The sequence below is a fragment of the Salinibacter sp. genome, assembly GCF_042218895.1.
GTDB lineage: Bacteria > Bacteroidota > Rhodothermia > Rhodothermales > Salinibacteraceae > Salinibacter.
This window is the reverse complement of record NZ_JBDGQQ010000036.1, coordinates 1-12,900: the sequence shown is the minus strand read 5'-3', so window position 1 is coordinate 12,900 and position 12,900 is coordinate 1. Positions and strand designations below refer to the sequence as shown.

Annotated in this window: 11 protein-coding genes; 1 reads left to right on the top strand and 10 read right to left on the bottom strand. The window is 62.1% G+C overall.

Features of this window, described 5'->3' with window-relative positions:
* Positions 1-20 precede the first annotated feature (20 nt).
* The 10 genes from def to ABEL04_RS03905 form a co-directional block, all read right to left on the bottom strand.
* Entirely contained in the window at positions 21-608 is a 588-nt protein-coding gene (gene def / locus ABEL04_RS03950) for a peptide deformylase (RefSeq protein ID WP_375801083.1), read from the bottom strand.
* Between the two features lie 152 nt (positions 609-760).
* Positions 761-1,105: a phosphomannose isomerase type II C-terminal cupin domain gene (locus ABEL04_RS03945; RefSeq protein ID WP_375801082.1), complete on the bottom strand. Its 345-nt coding sequence runs from the start codon at positions 1,103-1,105 to the stop codon at positions 761-763.
* 81 nt (positions 1,106-1,186) lie between these two features.
* Positions 1,187-3,133: a Na+/H+ antiporter NhaC family protein gene (locus ABEL04_RS03940; RefSeq protein ID WP_375801081.1), complete on the bottom strand. Its 1,947-nt coding sequence runs from the start codon at positions 3,131-3,133 to the stop codon at positions 1,187-1,189.
* Between the two features lie 16 nt (positions 3,134-3,149).
* Complete coding sequence (gene upp, locus ABEL04_RS03935; RefSeq protein ID WP_375801080.1) at positions 3,150-3,779, bottom strand: uracil phosphoribosyltransferase; 630 nt, start codon at positions 3,777-3,779, stop codon at positions 3,150-3,152.
* A gap of 70 nt (positions 3,780-3,849) precedes the next feature.
* A complete protein-coding gene (locus ABEL04_RS03930; protein ID WP_375801079.1) occupies positions 3,850-5,661 on the bottom strand; it encodes an alanine/glycine:cation symporter family protein in 1,812 nt (603 codons plus the stop codon).
* Positions 5,662-5,921: 260 nt separating this feature from the next.
* Positions 5,922-6,875: a hypothetical protein gene (locus ABEL04_RS03925; protein WP_375801078.1), complete on the bottom strand. Its 954-nt coding sequence runs from the start codon at positions 6,873-6,875 to the stop codon at positions 5,922-5,924.
* Between the two features lie 205 nt (positions 6,876-7,080).
* On the bottom strand, positions 7,081-7,764 hold the full coding sequence (locus ABEL04_RS03920) for a cell division ATP-binding protein FtsE (protein WP_375801077.1): 684 nt from the start codon (positions 7,762-7,764) through the stop codon (positions 7,081-7,083).
* Positions 7,765-7,954: 190 nt separating this feature from the next.
* Positions 7,955-9,025: a 4-hydroxythreonine-4-phosphate dehydrogenase PdxA gene (gene pdxA / locus ABEL04_RS03915; RefSeq protein WP_375801076.1), complete on the bottom strand. Its 1,071-nt coding sequence runs from the start codon at positions 9,023-9,025 to the stop codon at positions 7,955-7,957.
* 55 nt (positions 9,026-9,080) lie between these two features.
* Entirely contained in the window at positions 9,081-9,824 is a 744-nt protein-coding gene (locus tag ABEL04_RS03910; protein WP_375801075.1) for a M17 family peptidase N-terminal domain-containing protein, read from the bottom strand.
* A 182-nt stretch (positions 9,825-10,006) separates the two neighbouring features.
* A complete protein-coding gene (locus tag ABEL04_RS03905; protein ID WP_375801074.1) occupies positions 10,007-11,080 on the bottom strand; it encodes a bifunctional oligoribonuclease/PAP phosphatase NrnA in 1,074 nt (357 codons plus the stop codon).
* A 925-nt stretch (positions 11,081-12,005) separates the two neighbouring features.
* Between ABEL04_RS03905 and ABEL04_RS03900 the strand changes: the two genes are divergently transcribed.
* On the top strand, positions 12,006-12,900 hold an 895-nt coding region (locus tag ABEL04_RS03900; protein WP_375801073.1), incomplete at its 3' end, for a PKD domain-containing protein.

Sequence of the window (12,900 nt, the reverse complement as noted above, 5' to 3'; positions counted from 1 at the left end):
CAGGAACCGCACGGGGCCCGCTACCGGGCCGGAACGGTCTCGTCACCCTGCGTGATGAGTGGATAGTCGGCCTCGATGTCTCCCTCAGCGATCTGCCGGAGTCGGCGCCGCAACAGACGCTTCCGGAAGCTGCTGAGGTAGTCGGTGAACAGGACTCCGTTCAGGTGGTCGTGCTCGTGCTGCACGACCCGGGCCAGAATACCACCGATTTCGAGTTCCTGCTCCTCGAAGTTCCGATCGCGGTAGCGCACTCGCACCCGCTCCGGTCGGGTCACTACTTCACGGACTTCAGGAATGGAGAGACAGCCTTCTTCGAGGTCGACCGTCGACGCCCCCTCCTCGACGATCTCAGGGTTGATGAACACCATTGGCTGGGGGGGCAGCGGCTCGTCCTCCGCCGCCGTCTCGTCGGCCATCGGGGTCAGGTCGATCACGAACAGGCGCTCGCTGTGCCCCACCTGTGGCGCCGCCAGCCCAATGCCGGCGGCTTCGTGCATCGTCTCGATCATGTTGTCGACGAGCGTCTGGAGACCCTCGGTGTTCTTCTCTACAGGCTCCGTTTCCTGGCGCAGGGCGTCGTGCCCGTAGACGTAAATCGGAAGGACCATAGAACGAGTCGGTGGTGCATAGGACATCTATTCAGGCAGATGGATAAACGCACCGCCCCATCGATAGTGCCGAGCGACGCTCCTTCGGTCGTTCCGAGGCCGATACATCGGCGGCCGGCGCCGGATCTGAACCTCCGTGCGCTCCCAACGGCTCACTCACGCCCGTAGTCGTCCTCAAGCCGGATCACGTCCTCCTCCACACAGAGACCCATTTGCGTCTCGATAAAGACGAGCGGCTCGTCGCCGTCGTTCTCGATGCGGTGTACGTCCCCCACGTCGATGAAGCAGGTGTCGCCCTCCGAGACGTCAATTTCCTCGTCGTTGCGCGTGAAGACGCCTTCACCCCGCACGACGACCCAGTGCTCCTTGCGGTGCTCGTGCTTCTGCAGCGAGAGGCGCTCGCCGGGATTCACGATGATCCGTTTTACCCGGTAGCCGGGCTCGTTGAGGTATTCCTCCCAGCGGCCCCAGGGACGGTCGTCGGCGTCGAGAAGCATCGTGGGTCAGAGGGATTTGTGCTCGAAGCAATGGCGAAGCGAGAGCATCAGCAGCCCAACCGGACCAGTCTTCCAGGGCCCCTACATTTCCACCGCGGCCCCGGTCTTTTCGAGGGAGGGGGACGCCGTCTCGACGGGGGTACCGACGATCCACAGAATCCCCCCGAGCAGAGTCGCCCCCACGGCAAGCCCAATCGACCAGTGCATTCCGAAGCCTGCGGGCAGCGTCCCGAACAGGATGGCGACGGTCCCGACGGTGAGTGCGTACGGCAACTGCGTCCGCACGTGCTCGATGTGATCGCACCCGCTGGCCATCGACGAAAGGATGGTGGTGTCGGAGATCGGGGAGCAGTGATCGCCCCAGACCGACCCGGCGAGCACGCAGGAGACGGACGAGTAGAGAATGTGGTAGTGGGCGGGGGCATCCATCCCGTTTTTGGCGAGCACCGCCCAGACCAGCGGAATCACGAGCGGCATGAGAATGCCCATCGTCCCCCAGCTTGACCCCGTGGCGAACGCCGTCGCGGCGGCGAGAACGAAGATAATGGCGGGCACGACGCCGGGGGGCAGCCATTCTCCGAGAACGGAGACGAGGTAGTCCGCCGTATGCAGCACGTCGGTAATGTTCGAGAGCGACCACGCCAGCACGAGGATAATCATCGCGAACAGCATCGACTTCAGGCCTTCGTACCACGCCTCCACGGTCTGCTCCAGGTCCAAAATGCCCTGCCCGAGGGAGAGCGCAGCGGCGACCACAACCCCAAGCAGTGATCCCCACATGAGGGCCGTGTACGAATTGGCCTCGTCGATAATGGTAAACAGCGAGGCGTCCGCCCCAACGACCTGAACGCCCGTCGCGTAAAGTCCTACCAGCACACCGCCCACTAGCACAACGATGGGAATTACCGCATTGACGGCGCGATACGGCGTCCCCTCCGGCGGCTCAAGCTCCTCCCCCTCGGCCGCCTCATCTACGCTGGCGTCGTCCCCCAGCACCTTGCCCGTGTTCCGGGCCCGCTCCTCGGCCTTGAGCATCGGCCCAAAGTCGAGGCCCGAGTACGCCACGAGGAAAACAAAGAACAGGGCAAGAAACGGATAAAAGTTGTACGGAAGGGAATTGAGAAATACAGAATACGCTCCCTGCGAGAACCCCTCGATGTTCTCGATTGCCGTTCCCAGCAGTCCCACCTGATACCCGATCCAGGTCGTCACGAGAGCGACCGTCGAAATGGGGGCGGCCGTGGAGTCGACGATGTAGGCCAACTTCTCCCGGGAGATGCGGAGGCGATCGGTCACGGGCCGCATCGTGTTGCCCACGATGAGCGTGTTGGCGTAGTCGTCGAAAAAGATGCCAATCCCCAGAACCCCAGTCACCATCTGTCCGCGCCGGGAGTCATCTGCAAGGCCGGTGAGACGCTCGACGATGCCTAGGGTCCCTCCATTCTTGGAAATGATGCCAACCATTCCCCCAATCATGAGCGAAAAAAGTATGATGGCCACATGATCGGGGTTGGCCATCGCCTCGAGCACGTAGACCTCAAACGCGTCAAGCAATCCCTTGAACAGGGCCCAGGGCGTGAAGCTGATGGCAATGACGGCCCCGACCCATACGCCGAAAAACAACGCCGGCACCACCTTCCGGTACACGAGGGCCATCCCAATGGCCAGGAGCGGCGGCAAGAGGGACAGCCAGCCGGGAATCGACCGGGTGCTCGTGGACCGGAGCACCTGCCCGTTTCTCACCACGTCTACGGAGACAGTCCCGCTGGAGGAAGTGGTCACCTCCTCGCTCGTCCATTCTTGCGCGTCCGCACTGTATTCGAGCGGCACAGTTCGTCCGCCGACCCGAACGGCCGGTGTGCCGGGTGCGCCCAGTGACGAATCCCCCGGCACGGTGACCGAAAACTCAATCCCTGTAAGGACCGGATCGGGCACGTCGATTCCGTCCTGCGCGGCTGCCCCCTGAACGACGCACAGGGAAGTCGCGACGAGGATTGCAATGCGCAGAGCGGTGCGGAAGTGAGCCATCGATTTGAGGACGTCATCAGTCTCTGGTGCCGAAGATCCGGTCGCCCGCATCCCCCAGACCGGGCCGAATAAAGGCATTCTCGTCGAGCTCACGGTCGAGGACCGCAGTGACAGCGTGGACGTCAGGATGCTCCTCACGAAGCGTCTTTACCCCTTCTGGAGCCGCCACGAGGCAGGCAAACGTAAAGTGCTGCCCTCCCTCTTCCTTCAGGTGGTGGATGGCCGACGTCGCACTTCCCCCGGTCGCCAGCATCGGGTCCACCACGAACACGTGGGCCGTCTCGATTCCCTCCGGAACGTTGCTGTAGTAGTCCACTGGGCGGTTCGTCTCCTCATCGCGCTGCATGCCGAGGTGCCCCACCCGTGCCTCCGGCACATACCGCACAAAGCCGTCCACCATGCCGAGGCCGGCCCGCATGATGGGCACAACCATGACGTCTTCGGCGATTTCGTAGCCCGTCGTGGATTCCATCGGCGTCTCGATGCCGACTTCTTCCAGCTCAATGCCACGCATCGCCTCGTAGGCCAGGATGGCCGCGGCGTCGGAGACGGTCTTCCGAAACTGACCGTGCGGTGTCTCCTGCCGACGCAGAATGGTCAGGTCACGCTTCAGAAGCGGGTGGTCGACAACGGTGAGGGATTCCATGGGGACGGGGGACTGTGCAATCGGGAGGGGGCGAGGGGCCCTGCTGTCTCCGGGATTTTTGTGGTTGCGCCTACTGCGAACCCTCTTCTGCGCCGCCGGACCTCCCGGCAGCCTCAAGCCACGGCTTGCGCTCAAAGTAGCTGTCGGCGATCTCTTCGAGCTTGCCGGAAAGCAGCAGCACACCGACAAGGTTTGGGATAATCACGAGGCCAAGTGCGATGTCGCCGATGGCCCACACGGTTGCCAGTGGCGCAATGCCACCGATAAAGTTGATTGCGACAAAGATCACCTTATACGGGAGGACGGCCTTCTCCCCGAAGAGATAGATCGAGCATCGGTCTCCGTAGTAGCTCCAGGAGATCGACGTGGAGATGGCGAAGAGAATGACGCTGAAGACGACGATGAGCCCTCCCCAGTCACCGAGCGGCGAGAGGCCTCGCTTAAAGGCAAGCTGGGTGAGCGGCGCTCCATTCTCGACGGCCGGACCGTAGAGGCTCTGGTACCGAGTTCCGTTGTCGGAGACAGCAACCCCTTTCTGCGGGTAGAGCGTTCCGGTGAACAGGCCCTGCAGGTCTGACCGCCCCGCACAGTCCCCAGCACAGCTGGTGTAGAAGGTATCGACGACAGCCTCGTGCCAGGCAAACTGGGGCGTGCCCTCCTCCACCCGTGGAACTCCGTCGATGATCTGAATCTCTGTGGGCGGATCGCCCGGCGAAAAGATGCTTCCCTGATCCTCAAGGCGGTAGGAGACGTCCCCTCCATCCAGCACGAGCTCGGTCGGGACCCGATCGTCCCAGACCCCGGTGACGACGATGGCAAGGCCCGTAATCGTGCAGACGATGATTGTGTCGATGAAAGGTTCCAGCAGGGCCACGCTCCCTTCCGAGACGGGCTCCTCGGTCTTCGCCGCTGAGTGGGCGATTGGGGCCGACCCCATGCCCGCTTCGTTTGAGAAAAGCCCGCGCTGCACCCCGTAGTTCATCGTGAGGAGGAACGCCCCCGCACCGGTGCCGGCGACTCCCGAGGCAGGGACAAACGCATTGCGAAAGATCTCTGCGACAGCCCCGGGGACGTCGCCCGCGTTGAGGACGAGGATGGTAATTCCCCCCAGCACGTAAATTGCGGCCATGAACGGAGCCACGATCCCTGTGACGCGCCCGATTCGCGTCACGCCCCCGATGATGACGACGGCGATCGTGCCGGATACCAGTCCCGCCACGATGAGATCAAACACCGGAACGCTGCCGCCCAGGATCGTGACCGATGCTCCCTCCATCCCAAAGAATGCACTGAAGCTACTCATCGTGTCCACGACCGTGTTTGACTGGTTTGCATTCCCGGTCAGGAACGACGTGATGCCGAGCAGTCCCGCCGAGGCAACGGCCATCCACACCCAGTTTGAGCCAAGCCCCCTTGAGATGTAGTACATCGGGCCGCCGGACACCGTCCCGAGCCACCCCAGGGTGTCGCCCTCCCCGGCCAGCTCCTCGTCGCGATAAAACTGGGCCAGGGTCACTTCGCTAAACTTCGTGACCATCCCGAGCAGGGCCGTGACCCACATCCAGAGGAGCGCACCGGGGCCGCCGTAGTGAATGGCCAGCGCCACACCTGCGATGTTTCCGATCCCGACAGTGGCCGAGAGCGCTGTTGTGAGCGCCTGAAAGTGGGGAATGTCCCCGGTGTCGTCCGGGTCGTCATACTTGCCGGAGGTCACGGCGAACCCATGCCACAGGTGGCGAAACTGAACGAAGTCGAGCCGAAACGTAAGGTAGACTCCTGCTCCCAACAGCAGAATGACGGTAATCGGGATTTCACCGGTCCCCGTCGGAATACCCCGCGACCAAACCAGATTGACGAGCTTGTCAACGATGTTCGTGAACATAGAAAGAGAGTCCTACCGATAAAGTCAGTGATGAGGCGCCGCGTAGTGGAACGCTCTCGTCCCCGTTTAGGAAAAAGCGCGGCATCCAAACCACACGTTTTGACACCCTTCTCGCAGCTGTGCCCTCCGAAAAGCGCCGTTGGAATATAGGAGCGCAGATCGATCTGCGCAAACGCTGTACCCGGAGGATCGGCCCATTTTTCGATTGCGTCGTACGGGGCGCCCAGCTTTCACAAGGATGCTTACGACTTTTTCATGTCTCACATCGGCGCCTCCGCCCTCGGCTCGGCCTCAGAATCGGTCTCTTCGTCCTGGTCCGGGGCCTCCGGTTCGGCCGTCGGCGCGGCGGAGGCAACGAAGTTGAATGTGGCCGCTACGCCCACGTTGAACAGCGCCGCCAGAACGCCCAGCACTGCATTCACGTAGTCGGGACCGGCCAGCGCGAGACGAATCAGGACGGTTGCCGCGGCAAAACCAGAGTTTCGGAAGACGACGTGATACGTGAGGCTGTAGCGGAGGGACACCAGCACGATGAGGATGTCGCTGAAGATCAGGACCGTGTAAAAGGTGTCAAAGAAAGAGAAGTCGTCGAAGAAGTTTTCGATCCCGACCAGCCCGACGATCGAATACACGCCGAGTCCGGCCAGGACAAGGAGAAGTGCGTTCGCGATGAGCTTCTTCCAGGCAACAAAGCGCTGGTGCTCCACCAGCGATCCTATGACGGGCTCGCGGCGCTGGAGCCGGTAGAAGAGTCCCATCGCGAAAAAAATGAGCAGGGCCCCCGTGGCGTCGACGACGGCAAGCTGAACGGCCTCGCGCCCTACTCCGTCGAGCGTCCACTGAATCGGCTCCTCGTCAAACTTCGTGAGCTCCTTGAACGACTCCCGAAGGAGAATCAGCGAAAACACCTCGAACTGCTTGCCGGCGGTGTCGGCGACGCTTCCTGAAAGACCAACGACTAGCCCAACCAGCTCGACGACTAGAAACAGCGTGAAGGCGACATCAATGGCCCTGAAGTGATTTGTCCCTACCGATGTGGCGGTAGGGGCGGGCAACAGCCCCTGACGACTGGCCTCGATCAGGAGGAGCGCCACGAAAAATCCGCCAACAAGCGCAAACGTGACGATGCGGCGCGCCTGCGGTCCCTCCCACCAGTCCTGGAACGCGTCGAAGGTCCGGCTGCTGAAGCGAAGAAGTTCGTCAAATATGCTCATCGTGTTCAGTCCCGGGAAGCGTTCGAGGAGGGCATCGTGCAGGCGTCCGTGCGCTGGGAGCAAGGAGCGGGAGGGGACCCTCCGCCCGTCCTTCCTCCGAAGGACACCTGTCCGCTCGTGCCGGACTGAGCAGTGGGCGGTCCGTTGCGGGACGGGCCTCATTCAAGGTGCCTCGGACAGCCCGCGGACGAACCCGCGGGACCGGCTACAGGGTTTCTGGGGCAACCTCAACGACCTGTTGGTTCATGAGGGCAAGGGTCTGGGCTGGGAAGGACTTGACGAGCCGGTAGTCATGCGTCGCCATGAAAAGCGTCATGCCTTCCCGATGCAGATCCATGAGCAGTTCCTGGATCTCGTCGGCGACGGCGGGATCGAGGTTGCCGCTCGGCTCATCGGCCAGGAGCGCCCAGGGGTCATTGGCAATGGCCCGGGCGATGACGACGCGTTGCTGCTCCCCTCCCGACAACTCGTGCGGGTAGCGCCATCGCTTGTGGCTGAGGCCTACGCGCCCGAGGGCTCGCGTGGCACGGCTCTTGGCCTCAGATTCCGATTTCCCAGTGGCGTAGAGCGCGAACGCAACGTTTTCGTAGGCGCTTCGGTCCGGGAGAAGCTGGAAGTCCTGGAACACGACCCCAATTGAGCGGCGCAGGTACGGAATCTCGTCTTCCTCGATGTGGTCCGACCGGTAGTCGCCGATCCGGACAGTCCCCGAATCTGGAAATAGGTCCATGTACAGCAGGCGCAGGACCGTGCTCTTGCCGCTGCCGGTCGGCCCGACCAGGTAGGCTTGCTCAGAGCGGTCGATGCGGAACGACACATTTTCTAGGACCGGGTGTTGGTCTCCGCTCGGAAGGGGAAAGGAGACGGAGACGTTCTCGAACTGAATCACGGCCTAAGCGGAGAGTCGGGGATCAGTGGTCCTGCATGACGTTGCCCGGTGAAGACGGTCACAGTGGTTAGCGAGGGACACTTCTCAGGGCTGGAAGTGGTCCCGCTGGAGACAGCTCTTGCGGCATGCGACCTTGCAGCCCCCCACCCATGCTCTCCGAGCGGGGTGCACTCACGCTGTCGTGGGGGAACTACGCTGCGGGTTCGGCCTTCTGACGGCGGTGGCGAGCAACCGCGACGGCAACTTCGAGGGCGTTGCGCATGCTTCCCGGGAGGGCCATGCCCTTGCCGGCGATGCCGTGTGCGGTCCCGTGATCGGGAGAGGTACGCACGATGGGGAGCCCGGCCGTGAAGTTCACCCCGTGATCGAAGGCGAGCGCCTTGAAGGGCACCAGTCCCTGATCGTGGTACATCGCCAGGGCAGCGTCGAAGTCAGAATCGAGCTGGGTCCCAAAGAACCCGTCCGCCGCGAGGGGCCCTTCCACCCGAAAGCCCTCCTGCTGAGCCGCTCGTAGGGCAGGGACGATGACCTCTTCCTCCTCGGGGCCGAAGGTGCCCCCCTCTCCAGCATGCGGATTGAGACCAAAGACGGCAATCTTGGGCTGCTCGATGGCAAAGTCGTCACGGAGAGAGGCATCGATGACGCGGAGTTTCTCAAGGATGGCCTCTTCGGTAATGGACGCCGGCACCTCAGACAGGGGGACGTGGCTCGTAACGAGCCCGACGCGAAGTCCCCCAGCGACCATCATCATCGTCGGGCGGGGACTGTCCGTCTTTCGAGCAACAAACTCGGTGTGGCCCGGCACGTCGTACCCGGCCTGCTGAATGGCATCCTTCGAGATGGGCGCGGTGGTCATCGCGTCGACGGTCCCGGCCTGGCACTCTTCAATGGCCCGCTCCACGGCCCGCATGGCGAGACGCCCTCCCTCTGCCGTAACGGTGCCGAACATGACCGGTGGCTCGGTGTCCTCAGCCACGTCAAGCACGGCCACGTCTCCGTGTGGGACGTCGTCCGGCACATCGTCCACGACGTGAATGTCGAGGTCCGAGAAGCCGAGGACATCCGCATGGACCCGAAGTACATGCGCCGAGCCGATGAGAACCGGCGTCATGGAAGGCATCAGGCTGGGGTCGTGCAGGCTCTTCAGCACGACCTCGGGGCCGATGCCGTTCGGATCGCCAAGGGTAACTGCGACGCGTGTCGGCTTTCCATCCGGAGCCGGCGGTTCGGGGCGTTGGAAGGTGGGTCGTTGAATGCGCATATCGTGAACCGTCAGGATTGAAGGAAACTGTGAGGGGAAGAATATCGAGCAGGAGTCATGTGCAATCGCGGGCCATCACGCAGCGGATGAACCCACTTGCCCGTCCGCTCACCGGCTCGCTGAATGGCGTAGAGGCGCTCGGCAGCGGCGTCGGTTTCGTTGCCATCGCCCCAGCAGCGGCCTGCCCTGAGGCAACAGTGCAACTGCCAGTTAGCGCCGCAAGGTCCACGGCGAGTTCGGGATCGTGTTCGTCGGTGCAGGAAAGAGCATCGGCCGGGAGCAGGCGCCCCTCCGCGTTGGGGTTCATGACCTCAACGGTGGTCCCGGGGTGCATGCGCGCAACGTCACCGGGCATGCATGCCCGTCGGCCTGGGCGATTGTCGGTGGCCGGAAGCAAGCCCACGACATTTGAGGACACCTCCAACTCGGCGAGCGCCTGGGCAGTTCGCTTATCTCCAGGGTCCTCCCCTGCGGGCGTCGGACAGGCCATTGTGTCGGCCTCATGCTCAAGTGCCACGTCCGCCTCAGCTGCGACAGCCGTCCGGGGTGCCCTCGTATCGAGCCCCGACGCGGGGCCGAGTCCCAAGAGCGCCACTCGGGGAGCCACCGTCTGCTCGGGGCAGAGGACCCGCGCCTGTCCCTCTTCGGCCTCGAAGCCCTGTAGGGTCCGCTCAATAGCGGATCCGAGCGTGTCCGACAGGGCCTCTACGAAAGGGGAGGTGTGGGAGTCCGTGAAGGGAAGCAGGAGCAAACCAACGTCTAGATCGACCGGCAGATTTGTCGTCGTAGAGACGGTCATCAAGCGGGGCGTATTCTCGACGACGAGGGAATGAGGGGCCGAGACGAAGAAAGCCAGCGTCCGCGGAGGTATGAGCCAGCTTGCGGGACACCGTTACGTTAATCGCCGATGCCGATCAACGTCAACCCCACATCCTCGGTGTTTTCGTGCAGTTCACAGAGCGAGTGGTGAGACGCCACCTGCTAACCGGAGTCGGATGCCCCGTCGAGAAGGGTCTGGAGGTACGCCTGATCTTCGGGAGAGAGTTCCTCATCCGGAGCATGGCGCGATTCGAAGTGAATGTAATCGGAGGCCGCGTCGACCACGTCCTCGATCACCTTCTCGAAGGTCGGGCGCTTCACGTACGCCCCGGCGGCGTTGCGGTGCCCCCCGCCGCCAAAGTGACGCGCCCACTCGTCGACACGGACGTCTGCCTCCGATCGGAAGCTGATCTTGGATCCATCACTGGTCTCCGAGAACAGGAGCGCAACTTCCACCCCTTCGATCGACAGGACGTAGTTGACGAAGCCCTGCTTGTCGTCCCAACTCGCGCCGGTGTCCTCCACCATGCGCTGCGTGACAACGGAATAGCCGAGCTGCCCGTTGTACCGGAGCCGGATGCGGTTGAGCGTACGGCCCAGCAGGCGCAGGCCGGGCATCGACTTTCGATCGTAGATGGTTTCGTGGATGGGCGCGGGCTCGATTCCCCCCCGTTCCAATACATCCGCCACGATGCGGTGTAGCCTCGGCGTGACGCTGCTGTACCGGAACGATCCGGTGTCGGTCATGATCGCCGTGTAGAGCGTCGTGGCGATCTCCTCGTCGATAAGGTCCGGGTCAATCTCCTCAATAATCTCGTAGATCAGCTCGCCGGTTGCGGCGGCGGTGTCGCGGACGAACGGGACATCGAACCACCCCTCTGGCTTCAGGTGGTGGTCGATGAGCACCGTGGTGGCGGTGGCCTCCCGAACGAGGGAGCCCACTTTCCCGAGCCGCTCTTCGTCGTTCGTGTCGAGCACGAAGGCGACGTCAGCCTCAGCGAGGGCCTCATGCTGGGACAGCGAGCTGTCGAAGACCTCGATCTCTCCGATGCCGGGCATCCAATCGAAATTGCATCCCACCTCATCGCTGTTGACAATCGCGACCGACTTGTCGATCTTCCGCAGGAAGCGACCGAGAGCAAGCTGCGAGCCGAGGGCATCCCCGTCCGGCCCAAGGTGGGTCGTGATGAAGAACTGATCGTTCTCTCGAATGAGAGCAAGTACGTCGTCGAGCATACGTCACCTCCCGTGCTCCGTAGTCGAAATCGTGAGAATAGCTGTTCCTTTACGGAGGCCTTTCGCAAAGGGTTCGGAATCTGCCTTGCGAGTGAACGAGACGCCGAAACACGGTGGGCGAAGCCACATGGGACCGCTCGACCGAACCTTGTGGCGAACGCCCCGGGCACACCGAAGAAGAGGGGCATTCGGAGTGTGATCAGATGGCATGCCGAGGAGTCATTGCCCAAGATCCGCAAAGTCGCAGCGGTGGGGGCACAGTGCCGGGACCGAATGCCTTCAGACTGCGCTGGGATCGAAGTGACCGAGTAGTTTCCAGACTGCGCTGGGATCGAAGTGACCGAGTCCCTGCTGAGAGAACCGCAGGCATCTTACCAAGCGGGTTTCCACGCGTTGATCGGACTTTTCGTCCCACTCCCTGCATCTCGTTTTCTAGACACGAACTCCGAGATCAGGGCGCCTTTGTGCTGTAGCAGAGGGACGTGTTCAGCAACATCCGGGATCTAGGAAAGGCTCACAGATGAATTCTTAAACATAGAGCGAAGAACCGGCACCATCGTCGGGAAATCTTGGCTTCTGCCCGATGCGTTCCCCATCTTTTGTTGCGACTTGTTCGGCAAGGTCCTACTAAGAAAGAAAAACCTTTGGACTTTTCCACTGGTCCTTTTCATCGCCCTGAGTTCATCCATCTTTGGGAACCGACTAGTAGGAAAAGTGAGGACTGAATGGAGTCTTTTTTTGCGCTTGTCTGGTTCCGTACCTCTGCGCAGGAACCTCCATTTACGAAAGCCAATATTTGCTGATGAGCAATGTCGCGCACCCTTGCCCATTCCGAGTAACTCTCTGGAATGACGGTCGTCCACTGCCCGTTACTTGCTTGCTAGGTCGGTCCAATCGTCTTTATCCAAAAGTGAACACTTCAGCTATGACCCGAACAGTCACGTCGCTCTGCCTCTCCCTGATCATCGCCCTTGCTGCCCTGGCGGGTCCGGCTCAGGCACAGACGAAGAGAGCCGGCGATACCGGTTATCTCAAGCTCGGTGGGGGACTCTCCCATTATGCTGGCGACCTGGAGGACGGGGAGCCGGTTTCGTTTGCTTACGTCGGCGAGGTGGGCTACCAGACCTCCCCCTTCTTCAGCGTCGGACTCGCATATCAGGCGGGCCGATATCCACGTACAGGCACCCCTGACCCAGACCGCTTTGTGACCCAGCTCCTGGGGCGCTACACGTTCGGGGCAAAGACGTGGGGCGTAGCTCCCTACCTTGACGCAGGAGCGAACGTCGCCTTCACGGGGAGTGAAGTCGGCGGCGGCCCTACCGTCGGGGTTGGCCTCGACATCGTCCTTTCCGATTTTGCGTCCTTCTACGTCGAGGGACGAACGAACCTGACGTTTCCGGACGACGCGATGGATGAGACCGAGTCGGGCACTTCTTACGACGCCTTGTCTCAACTCGTAGGGGTCGGCTTCAAGCTGAACTTCAATGCCGTCCCCACCGCTCCCAGGGTGTTGGCGGTCAACGGGCCAACCGACGTACAAACCGGAGAGTCGGTCACATACTCGGCGCGAATCAATCAGGCTGAAGCCACGCGCCCCGTCGAGTACCGCTGGAACTTTGGCGATGGATCGACGGGATCCGGCTTGACTGCGTCACACACCTTTGCCGAGCCGGGCACCTACACGGTTACCTTCACGGCGAGCAACGAGGCGGGAGAAGCAAGCCAGTCCCTAACGGTCAACGCCACCCAGCCGGCTTCGATCGCATCGATCAACGCCAGCCCGAATCCGGTCGACGAGGGCGAGCCGGTTCAGTTCAGCA

Coding starts and splice junctions, on each gene's coding strand:
- def (WP_375801083.1), bottom strand. CDS start 608: ATGGTCCTTCCGATTTACGTCTACGGGCACGACGCCCTGCGCCAGGAA.
- upp (WP_375801080.1), bottom strand. CDS start 3,779: ATGGAATCCCTCACCGTTGTCGACCACCCGCTTCTGAAGCGTGACCTG.
- pdxA (WP_375801076.1), bottom strand. CDS start 9,025: ATGCGCATTCAACGACCCACCTTCCAACGCCCCGAACCGCCGGCTCCG.
- ABEL04_RS03945 (WP_375801082.1), bottom strand. CDS start 1,105: ATGCTTCTCGACGCCGACGACCGTCCCTGGGGCCGCTGGGAGGAATAC.
- ABEL04_RS03905 (WP_375801074.1), bottom strand. CDS start 11,080: ATGCTCGACGACGTACTTGCTCTCATTCGAGAGAACGATCAGTTCTTC.
- ABEL04_RS03910 (WP_375801075.1), bottom strand. CDS start 9,824: ATGACCGTCTCTACGACGACAAATCTGCCGGTCGATCTAGACGTTGGT.
- ABEL04_RS03940 (WP_375801081.1), bottom strand. CDS start 3,133: ATGGCTCACTTCCGCACCGCTCTGCGCATTGCAATCCTCGTCGCGACT.
- ABEL04_RS03925 (WP_375801078.1), bottom strand. CDS start 6,875: ATGAGCATATTTGACGAACTTCTTCGCTTCAGCAGCCGGACCTTCGAC.
- ABEL04_RS03930 (WP_375801079.1), bottom strand. CDS start 5,661: ATGTTCACGAACATCGTTGACAAGCTCGTCAATCTGGTTTGGTCGCGG.